Here is a 17,105-nt window from a genome sequence, read left to right on the forward strand (position 1 = left end):
TCATTCCTTTTCTTGCGCGAGCGCGTTGACGGCAGCCGCCGCCATCGCCGAGCCGCCGCGCCGGCCATGCACGACCAGGAAGGGCACGCGCCCGTCCTGCGCCAGGGCCAGCTTCGATTCCGCCGCGCCCACAAAGCCGACAGGGATGCCGATCACCGCGGCCGGCAGTGGCGCCCCGGCATCGAGCATTTCGAACAACCGGAACAAAGCTGTCGGGGCGTTGCCGATCACGACCAGTGAGCCAGCCAGCTGCGGTCGCCACAGCTCCAGCGCAGCGGCAGAGCGCGTCGTGCCGAGTTCTGCGGCGAGCGCTGGCGTACGGGGATCGTCGAGTGTGCACAGGACGTCGTTGCGTGCCGGCAGCCGCGCGCGTGTCACGCCGTTCGCCACCATCTTCGCATCGCAGAAGATCGGTGCGCCGGCGCGCAGGGCTGCCTCCGTCGCTGCCACGAAATCCGCCGACATCTCGACGTCGCCCGGCAGGTCGGTCATGCCGCAGGCGTGGATCATCCGCACCACGACGCGCGCAGCCGCCACGTCGAAGCGCGCGAGATCGGCCTCCGCCCTGATGATCGCAAAGGAGCGATCATAGATTGCCGCCCCGTCCTGGATATAGTCGTACTTGCTCAAGCCACCGGTCCTGCAATGCGTTTCGCCTGGATCAGGCGGTTGAAGAGGTCTTGCCCGGGCGTGAGGCGCCGGATGATCTCCGAGAGATCATGGTTCGCCTCGGCTAAGTCTCGCGTCGTGCCGCCGACAACCACGTCGTAGCGACCCCCTCGGCCGACCAGCGTGAGGTCGGCGGCGCCGGGATGGGCGCAGGATTTGACGCAGCCCGAGACGTGCAGGCCGACGCCGGCGGCCAGCAAAAGCGAGGCCGCGTGCGCCAGTTGCGCGGCGTCGCTCATCGCGGCGGTTTCCGCGCGCAGGCAGGCCGGCTTGCCGGAACAAGCCTGCACGGAAAGGCGCGGGTCGCCATCGTCGACGATCAGACCGAGCCGCTGCGCGTCCGCGAGCCAGCCGCGCGCCGCGGCTTCCGACAGACCGAGCGCGGCGACGCCGCGCCAGGGCGAGAGACGCAAAGTCGCTGCATGATGCGTCGCCGCCGCGTGTCCCAGCGCGGCGAGGGTGTCCGCGTCGCAGCGGCCAAAGGGCAGGGCGGCGATAGCGGCGAAGCGGCCGGAGCCTGTGGCGAACCGGCCTGCGCGACGGACGGCAGGGCGTGCGGCAGGCGCAGCGATGCCTGGCAAGGACACAAGCGAGGCGAGCGCGTCGGGCGAGAGATCCCGCATCCGACGGATCGCCTCGGGCGCCTGCTCACGACGCAGGGCAAATTCGCGCAGGATCGTGCCGACGACGGCAGCAACCGATTCGAGAGGCACCGGCCCACGCCACTTGTCGCCGGGCAAGCCGATAGCGACAGAGGTCGCGGTCACGCCAACAACCCTGAGATCGGCGGGAAACGCGTCGAGCGCGATTGGCCCGCCATCATCGACGACGACGCATATTTTGGCCGGCAAGCCGGGAATTGTGCTGGCGGCTGTCTCGATGGCCTCGGCCATTGCCGCAGCGTCGATGTGGGCACTGGCACCGTCCTGGAGAAACGCCGACCCCGCCAGCGGCGAGATCAGCGTCAGGCGCTGCGGCCCATCGCCGTCATGCTCTTCGACGAGGCGCTGTTCCAACAGCGCTGCGACCAGGGCCGGATGGGTTTGCGCGCTGATCCCGCGCAACTGCATGTTCCCGCGTGCGGAAATCTCGACCAGCCCGTTGCCATGCTCGCGCGCCAGCGCCGCGATCGCCACAATCTGCGCCGGGGTCAGCACGCCTCCGGGTGGATGCAGGCGCACCAGCCAGCCATCGCCCGTTTCCATCGGCCTGAGCGTGCTCGGGCACCAGCCGCGTCGCAGCGCTGCGCGCTCGGGATTTGCGGCGGCGCTCATTCGGCGGCTCTCGACAGGAAAGCGCCGACCGAGTTGCGCCGGCTCGCCCAGAGGCCGCGGGCTTCCGCATCGAGCAGGCGCGCGCGGATCGCATTGGCTGCCGGCGCGTTGGCGGCCTCGAGCGCGGACCAGATCGCGGGATCGGCGCAATAGGCCTGGAACACGGCATCGAACAGGCCGTCGGACACCGCATCCGTGCTCGCGGCGAAGACGAACACGGTATCGACGGCTTCGGCGAGTTCTGCCACGCCGCGCCAGCCATGCGCGAGTTGACCCGCGATCCAGCGCGGATGCGCCAGGCGACCATGCACGATGCGGGCGATATCCTCTGGCAAGGTCCGGGCCTTCGGCGTTTCGGGGTCCGAGCTGTCAAGGCTGTAGAGCAAGGGTTTCGCTCCCAGTGCCTGCGCCGCGGCTGCGAGCCCGCCGATGACGTCGGCAGCGCTGGACGCCTCGAGAATGTCGCGGCCCGCGGTATCGCTGACGTGGATGAAGGCGTCGGCCGCGGCGATGCGGGGCGCAAAACCGGCATCGGGCGTCGCGGCGCCCTCAGGCCCGCCATAGGCATGGCTCGATGCCGCGAGATAGGCCTGGCCAAGCTCGGCGCGCGTCGCCCAGTCGCCATCGAGCGCCCGGTCGGCCATGGCCGCGCCATAGCGGCCCGGCGCTGCCCCAAAAATCCGCGCGGGCGCCTCGCCGCGGCGGCGTGCGGCGGCGGGTTCGTTCCAGTCGTCGCTTTCGTCGAGCGCGGCGACGGCCCGGCCGGCGGCGTCGAGCTGGGCGATTTGGCTCGGAAACGTATCGCGAAAGGCGCCCGAGATCCGTACCGTCACGTCCAGCCGTGGATGCGCCAGCTTGGGTTGCGGCGTGATCGCGAAGCCGGTGACGCGGGTCGAGGCGTCGTCCCAGAGCGGCGTGACGCCCATCAGAGCCAACGCATGCGCGATATCCTCGCCGCCCGAGCGCAGGGTTGGGGAGGCCCAAAGGTCCATCACGATCCGGCGCGGATAGTCGCCGTGATCCTGGAGATGCCGCGCGATCACGGCCTGCGCCGCCAGCGCCCCCAATCGCGCCGCGGCCCGTGTCGGGATCGCGCGCGGATCGAGTGTAGAGAGGTTGCGCCCGGTCGGCAGCACGTCGAGCCGGCCGCGATGCGGCGAACCGGCGGGACCCGGCGGAATGAAGCGACCGTCCAGCGCGCGCAGCAGGTTCGTGCGCTCGGCCAGCGACGAGACCCGATCGTGCGCCGCGTGCCCAAAAACGTGAAGGCCGTCGCGAAAAGGCAGCTCGGTGATGTCGCAGAGCTGCGCGTCGAGCCGGGTCAGCGCCTCGCTCATGTCGAGATCGGGCGTGACGCCGCAGGCCTGCGCCAGCCCGCTCGCCTGCGCACGGTCGCGGATCTCGCTGGCGACGATCGCGGCGCGGCGCGGGTCCATCAGCTGCGCCTGCTGGAACTCCTCGACGAGATCGCGCAGCAGCGCGACTTCACCGCCAGCGCCCGTGTCCGCCAACTGCGGCGGCAGATGGCCGAGCGTGATCGCCGAAAGCCGACGCTTGGCGGGCGCGGCCTCGCCGGGATCGTCGACCACATAGGGGTAGATCACCGGCAGGCCCTGCGTGATCAGGCGCGGCCAGCAGGCGGCCGAGAGCGCAACGGCCTTGCCCGGCAGCCATTCCGTCGTGCCATGCGTGCCGAGATGGATCAGCGCGTCGACGCCAAGCACCGCGCGCAGGCCGCAATAGAAGGCGAGATAGGCGTGGCCGGGCGGTGCGTCGGGATCGTGATAGCGGGCCTTGCGGTCGGGACTGGGATCGCGCGGCGGCTGCAGGGCGATGATGAGATGGCCGTCGGCGACGATGCGGAAGCGGAAGGCGCCGTCAGCGAAGGCGGCGTCTGTCTCCGGCCCACCATGGGCTGCGTGGAGGGCGTCGCGGGCGCCGGAAGAGATGGTCGCGAGCCAGGCCTTGTAGGTCGCGAGCGAGACCGCGAAATCGGCCGGGCCGGCAGTGAGCGCCTGCATCAACCGCTGGCCGTCGCCGTCATTGCGAGCGGAGCGAAGCAATCCAGCGTCGAGGGGGGCATCCAGGATTGCTTCGCTCCGCTCGCAATGACGAGGGGAGATGGCGTATCCCGCCTCCGTCAGCAATTCGCGGATGGTCAGCACGCTCGCCGGGGTATCGAGGCCGACCGCGAAGCCGGCGCGGCCGCCGCGAGCGGGATAGTCCGACATCACCAAAGCGAGCTTGCGCTGTGCGGGCGGCTTGGCGGCAAGCGCGATCCAGCCCGAGGCGAGATCGGCCAATGCCGCAATGCCGTCAGCTTCGGGCACCAGGTGGCGAGCCGCCAATCCCGTCGCGGCGTCGGCGGTTTCCGCCTTGAAGGCCACGGGGATGGCCCCGAGCCGTCCGTCGAACTCCGGCAGCGCCACCTGCATGGCGAGGTCGACAGCTGACAGTCCGCGTGGCGACGCCTCCCAAGCCTCGCGGGCGCTGCCGACCGGGACAGCCTGGAGCACCGGACAGTCAGCGGCGTCGAGTACGAAATCCGCACCGTCGCGGGCCGAGAAGGCGGTGGTCGTGATCATGAGCGCAGGCTTGCGGGCCGCGATCAGGGCGACAAGTTCGCTGGCGACAGCGGGGTCCTTCAGGCTGGTGAGGGCTAGAACCAATGGCGCGTGGCCGCGTGCCGCGAGCGCCGCAGCGATGGCCTCGCCCATGGCGGTATCGCCTGCGCTGACGCCCGAGCGGTAGACGAGGACGGGAATGAGAGCCCGATCGGAGGGGAGTTTGGCCAGGGCCTCGCACCACGGGAGAGGGGTGGCGGCTTCCCCGAGAGCAAAAAGGGCGGGGAGCGGGATGGGTGGCGTCGCGTCGCTTGCATGGGTGTCGTCGCCTCCAATCGCGCCGGCCACGAGCGCCAGCAGGCGCCGCATATTTTCGGCCCCGCCTCCCGCATGGAAGTAGCCGAGCAACTCGCTTGCCAGCGCTGGAGCAACCGTGCCGTACGCCGCCAGCCGGTCATCGGGCCGATCGTCGCCCGGCAGCACCGCGAGCGCCACGCCTTCGCGCCGGCAGGCCTGTGCCAGCTGCTCGACGCCATAGCGCCAATAGTCGAGCCCGCCGAGGCAGCGCACCAGCACGAACCGGCTTTTCGCCACCGTCGTCTCGATCAGGACATCGACCGAGAGCGGATGCTTGAGCTGGCGCAGCGACGCCAGCCTCACGCTGAGGCCATTGCCCTCCGCGGCCGCTGCCAGCGCCGACAGGTCGCTGTCGGCAAAGGACAAGACCAGCACATCTCCCGGCGGCAAGGCGAGGTCGACGGCGTCTTCGCCGTCGTCGAGCCTGATCTCGCTGGTCGGGAGGAGGTGCATGGTCGGCTCAGCCCGCGAGAGCCGCTTCGACCCCGGCGCGGTCAAATCCCTTGAGGCCGATCACGACGAGCCGGCCGTTGCGGGCTTCACCCTCGGCCCAGGCGCGGTCGAAATGATGACCGATACGCCGGCCGACGCCCTGCACGACGAGCCGCATCGGCTTGCCCGGCACGGCGGCAAAGCCCTTGAGGCGTAGCACGCCCTCGGCTTCGGCGGCCTTCGCGACGCGCGCCGACAGCACCTCGGGCGAAAGCCCTTCCGGCAGCGGCAGGGAGACCGAGTCGAAATCGTCGTGATCGTGATCCTCGCCCTCGCCGTGATGCGAGGGGCGGCCAGCGAGATCGTCCTCTGCTGCTGCTGAGAGCCCGATCACCAGCGCCGGCTCGACCTTGCCATGGCTGGTCTCGACGATCTTGATCGCCTTTGGCAGGTGCGCGGCGATCTCGGCCTTGACCCGCGCGCGGCCGGCTTCGTCGACGAGATCGCTCTTGTTGAGCAGGATCAGGTCGGCGCAGAGGATCTGGTCCTCAAAAACCTCCTCGAGCGGGTTGTCGTGTTCGACCGAAGCATCCTGAGCGCGCTGCGCAGCCAGCGCCTCGGGATCGTCGGCGAACTGGCCCTCGGCCACCGCCGGCCCGTCGACGACCGCGATCACGCCGTCGACGGTGACCCTGCTGCGGATCGCCGGCCAGTTGAAGGCGGTGACGAGCGGCTTGGGCAAAGCGAGGCCCGAGGTCTCGATCAGGATGTGTTCGGGCGGATTGGGGCGGTTCAGCAGCTTTTCGAGCGCCGGCACGAAATCATCGGCCACCGTGCAGCAGATGCAGCCATTGGGCAGCTCGACGACATCCTCGTCGCTGCAGCCGGCGATGCCGCAGCCCTTGAGGAATTCGCCGTCGAAGCCGAGATCGCCGAACTCGTTGACCAGCACGGCCAGGCGTTTGCCGCCGGCATTTTCGAGCAGGTGACGGACGAGCGTGGTCTTTCCGGCCCCCAGAAAGCCGGTGACGATGGTGCAGGGCACTTTGGCGAGGGTCGCGGTCATGATGTCGATCCTTGTTCGCGCGGCGGCATCGGCGGCACGCGCGCGACCACGCCCTTGCGGAAGCAGGCGGGTCGTTCTTTCCAGGGAATGATGCCGTTGGCGCTGGCGGCAAAACGCTGCGCGGCGTCGACGATATCGTCGAGATGGGTTTGGCTATCGAGGTCGCCGATCAGGTAGGTCCATTTGCCGTCGGCGACGAAGGCGAGCGTGCAGGGCCGCTTGCAGACCGACAGGCATTCGACGGCCTGCACGGTGATGCCGTCGGACGCTTCGAGGCGTTCGCTCAGCGCCGTGGCGAGGCCGAGGCCTGGCTGGTCATAGCCCTCTGCCAGGTCTTCGCGCACGCGTCGGCAGACGGTGCAGACATGGATGGTCAGGTCGTGTCGCGACATGGGTCGCCTCCCTCGCGAAACCCAGGGCAACCGGGTACCGGTCGCCGGGGCATGCGAGCGCAAAAGGGGTCGAGCGCGCTCCGCCTCGGGAGCGCGCGAGGCGTCAGGCCCTGGCTGCGCGACGTGTCGCCCAGGGCCAGAGCACGCCGACGGCCAGGCCCGTGACCAGCCAGAGCGCGGCCTGCACCACCAGCGAAAGTGCCGTGAAATGCGCCGCGATCTCGGCTGGAACCTTGCTTTCGGGCGCGACCGGATGCGGTGCGCCGATCACATGCGGGGCGACGATGGCGAGCACGGCGAGCGCCCTGAGCCAGGGCGCATCCATGCGCAGGAAGACGAACAGCCCGCCTGCGGTGGCCAGCGCCGTCGCGATCCACCAGATCTGTCGATGCAGGAGTTCAGCAGCAGCGCTGCCAGGCAGTTCCGGCGCCAGGCCTGCCGCAGGCATCAGCCCGAAGGCGAGAAAGCCGCAAGCGGCCCAGACAAGCGCCCGCCGGTCATCGATCGTCTCGTTGGCCGCGATCATGCCGCCGAGTAGCAGCCCCGCGAACCCGATCGCGGTGGCGACGGTGACCAGAGCGGTGAAGGCGGCGCGCTGGAAACCGTCCTGCGGCTTCCATTCGGCATGCTCATGGCCGGGCGCATCTCGGCCGGGGCCATGGGCCAGGATGATGCGAGCCTCGCCCGCAAAGATCTGCCCGCCGAAAGCGGCATGGGAGGGCGCCTGCGCCCGCATCGCCGTCTCATAGCTTTCTGCCTTGAGGATCAGCGGTGTGGTGGTGACGTGCTGGAGCGCGGCGATGATGAGCCCAGCCAGAAGCCCGGCCAGAAGACTGACCGTGAGTACGCGATTGACCATGACAATCCCCTCAATGGCAGGGGAAGGCGATGGCGTGGCGCGTATCGTGGGCGGCGTTGTGAACGCTGCTCGAATGCGCGAAGCCGACCGTGAAGATCAGTACGCTGCCGAGCAGCAGGGCGGTGATGGCGGCTTTGGCGCGTTCCGAGACGCTGGCCTGGGCCTGGATCGAGGTGGTTGTATTCATACTGGTCTCCTGGCCGCCCCGCCGGCGCCCTGTTGGATTGCGGATCTGATGACGGCAGGTCTCCTGGCTCGCGGATCAAGACATCTTGCGCCGCCTTCCCGGGATCGCTCCCAGTGGCAGATGGCGAAAGACTCACCGCTTACAGTTGCGGGGGCAGCCGCGGTATCGCACCGCGTTCCCTTTTCACCCCGTCTCCGGGGCACCGTCGGTTGCGAGTATTAGCCATGCGGGCTGTGCTGTGCAATGGACCGGCGCATAATCCCTGGCAGCAGATGATGGCGGGCGCTTTGGCATTTTCTGATCTCACCCTCGTCCTCGGTGGCGCACGCTCCGGCAAGAGCCGCTATGCCGAGGCGCTGATCGAGGCGCAGCCCGCGCCCTGGACCTATATCGCGACCGCGCAGGCCTATGATGACGAGATGGCCGCGCGCATCGCCGAGCATCGCGCCAGGCGCTCGGACGACTGGGTCACGCGCGATGCCCCGCTTGCCCTGCCGGACGCGATCCGCGCGGTCGCGCCCGGGCAGCCGATCCTGGTCGACTGCCTGACGCTCTGGCTGACCAACCTGATCCTGGCTGAGCATGACACGGGCGAGGCCGGCCGCGAGCTGATCGCCGCCTGCAAGGCGGCCTCGGCGCCCATCGTGCTGGTCTCCAACGAGGTCGGTCTCGGCATCGTCCCCGACAATGCGCTGGCCCGCAGATTCCGCGACGAGGCCGGGCGTCTCCACCAGAACCTTGCGGCGCAGGCGGCCAGCGTGGTCTTCATGGTCGCGGGGCTGCCGATGAAGGTGAAATGATGGGCAACGACGAGGACGCCGCGCGTCACAAGGCCAAGATGAAAAAGCGCAAGGCGGTGCAGGACGCCGAGGTGGCGGCCAAGACGATCGAGAAGGGCCTGCTGATCGTCAACACCGGTCCCGGCAAGGGCAAGTCGACGGCGGCCTTCGGGCTGATGCTGCGCGCGCTCGGCCATGGCTGGCGCGTCGGCGTGGTGCAATTCATCAAGGGCGCCTGGGAGACCGGCGAGCGCAAAGCGCTCGGGGCCTTCGGCGACCAGATCGTCTGGCACAGCATGGGTGAGGGCTTTACCTGGGAGACGCAGGACAAGGCGCGTGACATCGCCGCCGCGACCCGCGCCTTCGAGAAGGCCAAAGAGCTGATGGCCGACGAGACGATCCGGCTGGTCGTGCTCGACGAGCTCAACATAGCCCTGCGCTACGATTACCTGCCGTTGGCCGAGGTGGTGGCGGTGCTCAGCGCCCGCCGCAGCGACCTGCACATCGTCGTCACCGGCCGCAACGCCAAGCCGGAGCTGATCGAGGCCGCCGATCTCGTCACCGAGATGACGCTGGTGAAGCACCATTTCGCGGCCGGCGTGAAGGCGCAGGTCGGGATCGAGTTCTGAGCCTCAGGCCAGCAACGCGATCGCCGTGCCGAGTGCGGCAAACCCCCAGAGCAGCAAGCAGGCCGTGCGGTAGAGCCTCAGGGCCCGCCTGATATCGCCGGCATTGGCCTGCGCGCGACCGTCGCCCATCCAGCCATCCTCGACGCGCACGGCCCCGTAGATGCGTGGCCCCGCCAGCCGGAGACCCAGCGCTCCAGCCATGGCGGCCTCGGGCCAGCCGGCATTGGGCGAGCGGTGCTGGCCCGCATCGCGCCGGACCGCGCGCGCCGCACCGGCGGCATCCGCCTCGCGGTCGAGTGAGGCGGCGGCGATCAGCAGCAGCGCGGTCAGCCGGGATGCCGGCAGGTTGACGAGATCGTCGAGCCGCGCCGAGGCCCAGCCGAAGGCGAGATGGCGCGGCGTCTTGTGGCCGATCATCGAATCGGCGGTATTGATCGCCTTGTAGAGCGCGATCCCCGGCAAGCCGCCGACGCCGAGCCAGAATGCGGGCGCCACGATGCCGTCCGAAAAATTCTCCGACAGGCTCTCGATCGCGGCGCGCGCCACGCCGGCCTCGTCGAGAACCTCGGGGTTACGGCCGACGATCATCGAGACTGCCTTGCGCCCCTCGTCGAGCCCGCCTTGCTCGAGCCCGGACGCGACGCGCGCGACATGCTCGTGCAGGCTGCGCTGTGCGAGTAGCGTCGAGGCCATGACCGCCAAGGGCAGCAGGCCGAGCGGGCCGAGCATCCGGCACAGCGCACTCAGCGCGAGCGCGACCCCGAGCGTGACCGCCAGCAGGATGGCGAGCGCGCCGACACCCGCCGCCTTGCGCCATGCGAAAGAGGCCTGCTCGCGATTGAAGCTGCGATCGAGCAGGCCGATCAGCGCGCCGAGCCAGGTGACGGGATGGCCGATCCCCGCATACAAGCGCGTGGGATAGCCGAGCGCAGCCTCGATCACGAGCGCGGCGAGCAGCAAGGGCAGGGTCTCGGATGGGCTCATGCGGTGCGGGGACGATTCATGGTTTCAGGCGAAATCTGGCACGGCGGCGATCTCGCCAAGGCGCAGGCGCTGTTTCCCGACGCGCCAAAACCCTGGATCGATCTCTCCACCGGGATCAATCCCGTCTCCTACCCGCTCCCGCCGCTGCCGTTAAGCCTGTGGCAGCGTCTTCCCAGCGCCGCGGACGAGGCTGCCTTACTGAGCGCGGCGCGCACGGCCTACCGGGTGCCTGAGCTTGCCGGCATCGTCGCCGCGCCGGGCACGCAGATCCTGATCGAACTGCTGCCGCGAATTGCGCCGCCGGGATCCGTCGCTGTGCTGGGGCCGACCTATGCCGAGCACGAGGCCTCCTGGCGCAAGGCCGAGCGGGACGTCCGGGCGATCCGCGACCTCGACGATATCGGCGACGCCAGGGTGGTTGTGCTGGTCAACCCCAATAACCCCGACGGCCGCGTCGTCTCGGTTGATCGTCTCGTGAAGCTCGCCGCGACACTGGCCGCCCGCAACGGCCTGCTGGTGGTCGACGAGGCCTTTGCCGATTTCACGCCGGCCATGAGCCTTGTGCCCGCGCTGCCCGCCAGCACGATGGTGCTGCGTTCCTTCGGCAAGACCTTTGGGCTCGCGGGTTTGCGAGTAGGCTTTGCCGTCGGCGCGGCGGAGCTGACGGCACGGATACGCGCTGCGCTTGGGCCCTGGGCGGTGGCCGGGCCGGCACTGGCGATTGCAGCTCGGGCGCTCGCGGACGATGCGTGGCTGGCCGGTGCGGCGCAGCAAAGCAGCGATGGCGCCGCGCGCCTCGATGCTGCGCTTGCCGCGCATGGCAGGATCGTTGGCGGCACCGCGCTGTTTCGCTTGCTCGAAAGCCATCAGGCGCCGGCGCTCTTCGCCCATCTCGGTCACCACGGCATCTATGTCCGGCACTTCCAGCATGACGTGACATGGCTGCGCTTCGGCCTCCCAGGCGATGCCGCCGCCTGGGCCCGGCTGGACGCTGCACTGGATGCCTTCGCCCCCGCGGCCGCATGAGACTTGCATGCGCGCAGCGCCGGGACAGCGCGAGCCCGTGCCGATACAGTCCCGCGCCCTGACATGCCGAGGAATCAGACGCCCATGCCAAACCTGCCCGCCGAGAAGGACCTGACGGTCGGTTTCGCCCACCAAGCCTACGACCTGCAGGCTGAATTCGAGACGCGCGGTTTCAAGACCAACAACGTCACGGTCCGCTCGGTCGACGAACTCAAGGCGCGCGCGAGCGAGTTCGACGTGCTCGTCGTCTCGATGCTCTGGCGCAACGAGGTCATCCCCACGGCCTCGCGCCTGCGCTTCATCCAGTCGGTCAGCGCCGGCACGGACCAGTTCGACAAGGCGGCCCTGGCCGCGGCAGGCGTTCGTCTCGCCAGCGCCCAAGGCGGCAATGAGCGCGCCGTCTCCGAACATGCCATGGCCCTGATGCTGGGCCTGACGCGCCAGCTCCACCTCGCCCGCGACCACCAGACCGCCAAGCATTGGCGCCCGATGATCGCCGACCGCACCGTTCGCGAGGACGAACTCGGTGGCAAGACGCTCGTCATCGTCGGCCTCGGTCGCATCGGCCTGCGGTTGGCCGCTCTGGCCTCGGCCTTCGGCATGCGCGTCATCGGCGTGCGCCGCCAGACGCAGCCCCAGCCCAATGTCGAGACCATCTTGCCGCCCGATCGCCTGCTCGAGGCCATGGCCCAGGCTGATATCGTCGCGCTGTGCTGCCCGCTGACCCCCGAGACCGAGGGCCTGATCGACGCGCGGGCGCTGGCCGCGATGAAGCCGACCGCCCTGCTGGTCAATGTCGCGCGCGGAAAAGTCGTCGATGAGGAGGCGCTGATTGCCTGCCTCCGGGAGGGCCGCATTGCCGGCGCCGGTCTCGACTGCTTCCATGAGGAGCCGATGCCGCCAACCTCGCCGCTCTGGGGCATGCCGCAGGTCATCGTGACACCGCACAGCGCAGGCGAGACCCGCTTCTATGAGGCCAACATCATCGATCTCCTGAGCGAAAATCTCGGCCGTCTGTTGAAGGGCGAGACCGAGCTGCGCAACCAGATCGTCTGAGCCTTCCACACGAGGAGAGCCGTCATCCCGGGCGACCGCACGGAACCCGGGATGACGGCGAGCATTGGAAGAAGTCGCGCCAACGGAGCGGGCTGTCGCCTTCGGGCCTTAGGGCCGCGGGCTGTGCTCGCGCCACCAGCGTCGGACGTCGTCGCGCAGCGCGATCGCGGATCGGTAGGCCGAGCTGGTCCTGATCCAGGCCAGCGCCGTGTCGCGCAGGCGGGCCAGCAGCGTCATCGTCCAGTTCAGCCAGCCATAGGTCAGCAGCTTGTCACGGCCTGCATGGTAGATACGCTCGACGACGATGAAGCTGAACAGATGGGCGACGCCCAACATGATGATCCCCGCCTTGACGCGTCCGTCCGCGATCAGGAACAGCCCGCCGATCTTCGCGGGCTCGGCGATCGCGAAGGGGATGGCGAGCAGCAACAGAATGCCCAGTCGCGGCATCCGCGCGATCGCCAACTCCATGCGCGCGACGATCCGCAGCGACGCGATCGCGTCGACCAACGGCCGGTAGAGCGGTCTCAGCAGCTCGTCGAAGAGCACGAGGGCCGTCAGCAGACCCTTGAGTATAGCCAGCAGAATACGCGAAAGCATCGGGCGTTCGGGAGAAGGCATGGGCGGATCCATATCGGCCGACGGATGAGGCGCGACACTAGCGGGAATATCAGCGCGAATGTCACGGCCTGCGCCGTTCGGTCATTCCAGGGCAGGCCGCAGTCTGCCCTGGAATGACAGATCTAGAGTGCGCCTCCACGAGCATCCTCGAGCACCATTTGCGCGCCCTTCTCGGCGATCATCATGGTCGGGTTGGCGGTGTTGCCCGATGTGATGGTGGGCATCACCGAGGCGTCGATGACGCGCAGGCCCCTGATGCCGCGCACCCGCAGCCGCTCGTCAAGCACTGCCATCGGGTCATCCTCACGGCCCATCTTGGCGGTGCCGACCGGGTGGAAGATCGTCGTGCCGAGCGTCTCGGCTGCCTGCAACAGCGCCTCGTCGGTGGTCGCCTGCGGGCCGGGGCTGTGCTCGTGGGGCCTGAACCGGGCGAGGGCGGCCTGGGCCACAATCTTGCGGGCAAGCTTGAGCGCATCGACCGCAACGCGCTTGTCCTCGTCGGTGTCGAGGTAGTTCGGCGAGATAGCCGGCGCATCCGCCGCCTTCGGGCTCTTCAGGTGGACGCTGCCGCGGCTCGACGGGCGCAGATTGCAGACGCTCGCCGTAAACGCGCCGAAGGGGTGCAGCCCGTCTCCCCATTTGTCGAGCGAGAGCGGCTGGAAATGGAATTGCAGGTTGGCGGTGGCGTAGTCCGGCGATGATTTCGCGAAGGCACCCATCTGCGAGGGAGCCATGGTCAGCGGGCCCGTGCGTCGCGCGGCATATTCGAGCGCCATCAGCGGCCGGCGCCAGAGCTTGGCGTAGTCGCTGTTGAGCGTGCGCACCCCTTCGACCTTGTAGACGGGCCGGATCTGCAGGTGGTCCTGGAGGTTCTCGCCGACGCCGGGCAGGTCGCGCAGCGTGTCGAGACCCAGAGCCTGAAGGCGTTCGCCATTGCCGATGCCGGAGCGTTCGAGCAGGGCAGGCGAACCAACCGCGCCGGCGCTGACGATGACCTCGCCGCTGACATCGACGCGGAGTTGCTCGTCGCCATGTGAGAATTCCACAGCTGTCGCACGGCCGTCCTCGACCACGACGCGCTCGACCAGGACCCGCATCTCCAGCCGGAGGTTGTCGCGGGCATCGATGACCGGCTTCAGGAAGCTGTTGAAGGCGCTGACGCGCAGGCCGCGCTTCTGGTTGACCTGGAAATAGGCCGAGCCCTCGTTGTCGCCGGTGTTGAAGTCCTCGATCTTGGCGATCCCCGCCGCCTCGGCGGCGTCGCGGACGGCGTCGAGGATGTCCCAGCGCACGCGCGGATGCTCGACGCGCCATTCCCCGCCGGAACGATGCTTGCCGTTGGGGCCGGGCGCGACATGGTCCTCGTGCCTGAGGAAATAGGGCAGGACATCGTCCCAGCCCCAGCCGGTCAGGCCACGCTGGCGCCAGCCGTCATAGTCGGCCGCCTGGCCGCGCATATAGATCATCGCGTTGATGGCGGAGCAGCCGCCGACGACCTTGCCGCGGGGGTAAGCCAGCTCGCGCCCGCCGAGTCCGGCCTGCGGCTCAGTCTTGAACAGCCAGTCGGCGCGCGGATTGCCGATGGCGTAGAGATAGCCGACCGGGATGTGAAACCAGAGCCAGTCGTCGCGACCGCCCGCCTCGAGGACCAGCACCTTGGTCTCAGGGTTTGCCGAAAGGCGGTTCGCGATCACGCTGCCGGCCGAGCCCGCCCCGATCACGACATAGTCGAAGCTTCCGATGGTCCTGCGAGGCGACATGGCGTTTCCGAATGCTGTGGCGGGCGCGGTCCCGCTCTCTGGAACCCAGCGTTAATCACAGTGTCGGTTGGCAGCAATGCTGCATGCATGATTGCGCGTGCCAATATCCGCACTAGCATGTTGCAAACGACAGGGGTTGATTTGATGGCGTATCGCGCGGCTGTCGGCAGGCAAAGCCATGTCTTCGCCGATCTCAAGACGCTGCTGGCGAAAGCGACACCTCTCCGGTCCGGAGACGTGCTGGCAGGGCTCGCCGCTTCCAGCATGGAGGAGATGATGGCGGCCCGGATCGCGCTCGCCGACCTGCCGCTGCGGACCTTCCTCGACGAGGCCCTGATCCCCTATGAGGCGGACGAGGTCACCCGGTTGATCGTCGACAGCCACGACGCCGCCGCATTCGCCGTGGTCGGGTCGCTGACGGTCGGCGAATTCCGCGACTGGCTCTGCTCCGACAAAGCGACCGCCGAGGTGCTGGCGAAACTTGCGCCCGGCATCACGCCTGAGATGGCCGCGGCGGTTTCGAAACTGATGCGCAACCAGGATCTCATCCTCGTCGCGAAGAAGTGCCGCGTCGTGACGAAGTTTCGCAACACGATCGGCCTTGCCGGCACCATGGCGGTCAGGCTCCAGCCCAACCACCCCACCGACGATGCCGCCGGCATCCTGGCCTCGACCATCGACGGGCTGAGTTATGGCTGCGGTGATGCCGTAATCGGCATCAACCCGGCCTCCGACAGTCTCGGCACGATCGGCGAGATGCTGCGCCTGCTCGACGCGGTGATCACGCGCTTCGACATCCCGACGCAAGCCTGCGTGCTCACGCATGTCACGAGCTCCATCGCCCTGATCGATCAGGGCGCGCCGGTCGATCTCGTCTTCCAGTCAGTCGCGGGAACCCAGGCGGCAAACGCCTCCTTCGGCGTCACGCTGGCGCTGCTTCAGGAAGGGCTGGAGGCCGGCCGTTCGCTGAATCGCGGAACAGTCGGCGACAACGTCATGTATTTCGAAACCGGGCAGGGCGCGGCTCTCTCGGCGAATGCCCATCACGGCGTCGACCAGCAGACGGTCGAGGCCCGTGCCTATGCGGTGGCGCGCGCCTATGAGCCGCTCTTGGTCAACACGGTCGTCGGCTTCATCGGCCCGGAATATCTCTATGACGGCAAGCAGATCATCCGCGCCGGCCTGGAGGATCATTTTTGCGGAAAACTGCTCGGCGTCCCGATGGGTTGCGACATCTGCTACACCAACCATGCCGAGGCCGACCAGGACGACATGGACACGCTGCTGACGTTGCTCGGGACGGCGGGCGTCAGCTTCATCATGGGTATTCCCGGCGCCGATGATGTCATGCTGAACTACCAGTCGACCTCCTTCCACGACCAGCTCTACATCCGCGAGGTGCTCGGCCTGCGCCGAGCGCCCGAATTCGAGGCCTGGCTTGAGAGAATGGACATCACCGATGCTGCCGGCCGCCTGGCAGCGGGGCAGGGCGGGCAGGTTCTGCTCAGCGCCATGCAGGATCGCGCGGCATGAACGGAGGCAATGACGGCGGCAACCCGCTCTCACCGGCGCAACGCTGGGAGCAACTCGCGACGCTGACCCCGGCGCGCATCGCGCTCGGCCGCTCGGGAGCCTCGCTGCCGACCCGCGAGGTGCTGCGCTTTGGCCTCGCGCATGCCCAGGCCCGCGACGCCGTGCACGAGCCGTTCCGTGCTGCTGAGGTCGCGGCGGCCCTCGGCGGTCTATCGCTTGAGACGATCCAGGTAGCGAGCGCGGCGCGCACCCGCCAGGACTATCTGCGTCGTCCCGATCTCGGGCGCGGCCTATCGCCTGAAAGCCGCGAGGCCCTGGCAGCGCTGCGTGGGAACCATGACCTCGCGATCATCGTCGCCGACGGTCTGTCCTCCACGGCCGTGCACCAGAACGCCGTGCGCTTCGTCGAGGCCCTGCTGCCGCATCTGGAACGCCATCAGCGCAGCCTTGCGCCCATCGTGATCGCCTCGCAGGCACGCGTTGCGCTGGGCGATGAAGCCGCGCACGCGCTCGGTGCCCGAATGGCTCTGGTGCTGGTCGGCGAGCGTCCCGGCCTGTCCTCGCCGGATTCGCTGGGCGCCTACCTGACATTTGAGCCGCGACCCGGGCTGACGGATGCAGCGCGCAACTGCGTCTCGAACATTCGCCCCGGGGGGCTGTCGTTCCCCGCAGCGGCGTGCAAACTCGGCTGGCTGATCGATCAGGCTTTCGCCCGCTCGCTAAGCGGCGTCGAACTCAAGGACGAGAGCGGCGTCGCGCTTGAGCCACCTGCGGACAAGCACTCTATCGGTAGAATATAGCAGGCCGCCGAAACGGCTCGAAATGGCCTCAAAGCGGTGTTCGTTTGCGTGTCTGATCCTGCGGCCAAGTTGACAAGCCAGCCCCTGTTCCTTCAAGCCACGCAATTCTTTCCAACG

The 17,105-nt window shown here is 68.5% G+C and carries 16 protein-coding genes and 1 riboswitch; of the genes, 6 read left to right on the forward strand and 10 right to left on the reverse strand.

Translation table 11 applies throughout. The features are described 5' to 3' along the window. From AC1D2L_RS10000 to AC1D2L_RS10030, 7 genes are all read right to left on the reverse strand, one after another. Positions 1-630, reverse strand: coding sequence for a precorrin-8X methylmutase (locus AC1D2L_RS10000; protein ID WP_476845705.1), 630 nt, complete (start codon positions 628-630; stop codon positions 1-3). Beyond that, on the reverse strand, positions 627-1,943 hold the full coding sequence (gene cobG, locus AC1D2L_RS10005) for a precorrin-3B synthase (protein WP_476845706.1): 1,317 nt from the start codon (positions 1,941-1,943) through the stop codon (positions 627-629). Before cobG ends, AC1D2L_RS10000 begins: the two co-directional genes overlap by 4 nt. Further along, complete coding sequence (gene cobN / locus AC1D2L_RS10010; RefSeq protein WP_476845707.1) at positions 1,940-5,317, reverse strand: cobaltochelatase subunit CobN; 3,378 nt, start codon at positions 5,315-5,317, stop codon at positions 1,940-1,942. Before cobN ends, cobG begins: the two co-directional genes overlap by 4 nt. 7 nt (positions 5,318-5,324) lie before the next feature. Further along, positions 5,325-6,362: a cobalamin biosynthesis protein CobW gene (cobW, locus tag AC1D2L_RS10015; RefSeq protein ID WP_476845708.1), complete on the reverse strand. Its 1,038-nt coding sequence runs from the start codon at positions 6,360-6,362 to the stop codon at positions 5,325-5,327. Beyond that, positions 6,359-6,754 carry a DUF1636 family protein gene (locus tag AC1D2L_RS10020; protein ID WP_476845709.1) on the reverse strand — a complete coding sequence of 132 codons (396 nt, stop codon included), beginning with the start codon at positions 6,752-6,754 and terminating at the stop codon, positions 6,359-6,361. Before AC1D2L_RS10020 ends, cobW begins: the two co-directional genes overlap by 4 nt. 103 nt (positions 6,755-6,857) lie before the next feature. Next, positions 6,858-7,613 (reverse strand): CbtA family protein, encoded by a 756-nt coding sequence (locus AC1D2L_RS10025; RefSeq protein WP_476845710.1) that lies wholly within the window; start codon positions 7,611-7,613, stop codon positions 6,858-6,860. A gap of 10 nt (positions 7,614-7,623) precedes the next feature. Continuing rightward, a complete protein-coding gene (locus tag AC1D2L_RS10030; RefSeq protein ID WP_476845711.1) occupies positions 7,624-7,800 on the reverse strand; it encodes a CbtB domain-containing protein in 177 nt (58 codons plus the stop codon). Between the two features lie 36 nt (positions 7,801-7,836). Next, a riboswitch (cobalamin riboswitch) is annotated at positions 7,837-8,022 on the reverse strand. 50 nt (positions 8,023-8,072) lie between these two features. On the opposite strand from AC1D2L_RS10030, the gene cobU reads away from it, so the two are divergent. Continuing rightward, positions 8,073-8,600 carry a bifunctional adenosylcobinamide kinase/adenosylcobinamide-phosphate guanylyltransferase gene (cobU, locus tag AC1D2L_RS10035; RefSeq protein WP_476845849.1) on the forward strand — a complete coding sequence of 176 codons (528 nt, stop codon included), beginning with the start codon at positions 8,073-8,075 and terminating at the stop codon, positions 8,598-8,600. Next, a complete protein-coding gene (gene cobO / locus AC1D2L_RS10040; protein WP_476845850.1) occupies positions 8,600-9,208 on the forward strand; it encodes a cob(I)yrinic acid a,c-diamide adenosyltransferase in 609 nt (202 codons plus the stop codon). The genes cobU and cobO overlap by 1 nt, the downstream gene beginning before the upstream one ends. 3 nt (positions 9,209-9,211) lie before the next feature. Here the strand turns inward: cobO and cbiB are convergent, their stop codons facing one another. Further along, positions 9,212-10,192: an adenosylcobinamide-phosphate synthase CbiB gene (gene cbiB, locus AC1D2L_RS10045; RefSeq protein ID WP_476845712.1), complete on the reverse strand. Its 981-nt coding sequence runs from the start codon at positions 10,190-10,192 to the stop codon at positions 9,212-9,214. Between the two features lie 18 nt (positions 10,193-10,210). Here cbiB and cobD point away from each other — a divergent pair, with 18 nt between their 5' ends. Together cobD and AC1D2L_RS10055 are read left to right on the forward strand one after the other, a co-directional pair. Then, entirely contained in the window at positions 10,211-11,218 is a 1,008-nt protein-coding gene (gene cobD, locus AC1D2L_RS10050; protein ID WP_476845713.1) for a threonine-phosphate decarboxylase CobD, read from the forward strand. 84 nt (positions 11,219-11,302) lie between these two features. Next, entirely contained in the window at positions 11,303-12,274 is a 972-nt protein-coding gene (locus tag AC1D2L_RS10055) for a D-2-hydroxyacid dehydrogenase (RefSeq protein WP_476845714.1), read from the forward strand. Between the two features lie 108 nt (positions 12,275-12,382). On the opposite strand, the gene AC1D2L_RS10060 is transcribed toward AC1D2L_RS10055, so the two are convergent. After that, the gene (locus AC1D2L_RS10060) at positions 12,383-12,895 is read right to left on the reverse strand and encodes a hypothetical protein (RefSeq protein ID WP_476845715.1); all 513 of its coding nucleotides are present in this window, start codon (positions 12,893-12,895) and stop codon (positions 12,383-12,385) included. Between the two features lie 122 nt (positions 12,896-13,017). Beyond that, positions 13,018-14,655: a GMC family oxidoreductase gene (locus AC1D2L_RS10065; protein WP_476845716.1), complete on the reverse strand. Its 1,638-nt coding sequence runs from the start codon at positions 14,653-14,655 to the stop codon at positions 13,018-13,020. A 144-nt stretch (positions 14,656-14,799) separates the two neighbouring features. Between AC1D2L_RS10065 and AC1D2L_RS10070 the strand changes: the two genes are divergently transcribed. Together AC1D2L_RS10070 and eutC are read left to right on the forward strand one after the other, a co-directional pair. Next, positions 14,800-16,188, forward strand: coding sequence for an ethanolamine ammonia-lyase subunit EutB (locus AC1D2L_RS10070; RefSeq protein ID WP_476845717.1), 1,389 nt, complete (start codon positions 14,800-14,802; stop codon positions 16,186-16,188). After that, positions 16,185-16,988 (forward strand): ethanolamine ammonia-lyase subunit EutC, encoded by an 804-nt coding sequence (gene eutC / locus AC1D2L_RS10075; RefSeq protein WP_476845718.1) that lies wholly within the window; start codon positions 16,185-16,187, stop codon positions 16,986-16,988. Before AC1D2L_RS10070 ends, eutC begins: the two co-directional genes overlap by 4 nt. The last annotated feature ends 117 nt before the right edge of the window (positions 16,989-17,105 follow it).

This window comes from Allobosea sp. P1_B10 (assembly GCF_056406735.1).

Bases quoted from the DNA above. Each gene is read 5' to 3' on its own strand.
- cobG (WP_476845706.1), bottom strand. From the start codon at position 1,943: ATGAGCGCCGCCGCAAATCCCGAGCGCGCAGCGCTGCGACGCGGCTGG.
- cobN (WP_476845707.1), bottom strand. From the start codon at position 5,317: ATGCACCTCCTCCCGACCAGCGAGATCAGGCTCGACGACGGCGAAGAC.
- cobW (WP_476845708.1), bottom strand. From the start codon at position 6,362: ATGACCGCGACCCTCGCCAAAGTGCCCTGCACCATCGTCACCGGCTTT.
- AC1D2L_RS10020 (WP_476845709.1), bottom strand. From the start codon at position 6,754: ATGTCGCGACACGACCTGACCATCCATGTCTGCACCGTCTGCCGACGC.
- AC1D2L_RS10025 (WP_476845710.1), bottom strand. From the start codon at position 7,613: ATGGTCAATCGCGTACTCACGGTCAGTCTTCTGGCCGGGCTTCTGGCT.
- AC1D2L_RS10030 (WP_476845711.1), bottom strand. From the start codon at position 7,800: ATGAATACAACCACCTCGATCCAGGCCCAGGCCAGCGTCTCGGAACGC.
- cobU (WP_476845849.1), top strand. From the start codon at position 8,073: ATGATGGCGGGCGCTTTGGCATTTTCTGATCTCACCCTCGTCCTCGGT.
- cobO (WP_476845850.1), top strand. From the start codon at position 8,600: ATGGGCAACGACGAGGACGCCGCGCGTCACAAGGCCAAGATGAAAAAG.
- cbiB (WP_476845712.1), bottom strand. From the start codon at position 10,192: ATGAGCCCATCCGAGACCCTGCCCTTGCTGCTCGCCGCGCTCGTGATC.
- cobD (WP_476845713.1), top strand. From the start codon at position 10,211: ATGGTTTCAGGCGAAATCTGGCACGGCGGCGATCTCGCCAAGGCGCAG.
- AC1D2L_RS10055 (WP_476845714.1), top strand. From the start codon at position 11,303: ATGCCAAACCTGCCCGCCGAGAAGGACCTGACGGTCGGTTTCGCCCAC.
- AC1D2L_RS10060 (WP_476845715.1), bottom strand. From the start codon at position 12,895: ATGCCTTCTCCCGAACGCCCGATGCTTTCGCGTATTCTGCTGGCTATA.
- AC1D2L_RS10065 (WP_476845716.1), bottom strand. From the start codon at position 14,655: ATGTCGCCTCGCAGGACCATCGGAAGCTTCGACTATGTCGTGATCGGG.
- AC1D2L_RS10070 (WP_476845717.1), top strand. From the start codon at position 14,800: ATGGCGTATCGCGCGGCTGTCGGCAGGCAAAGCCATGTCTTCGCCGAT.
- eutC (WP_476845718.1), top strand. From the start codon at position 16,185: ATGAACGGAGGCAATGACGGCGGCAACCCGCTCTCACCGGCGCAACGC.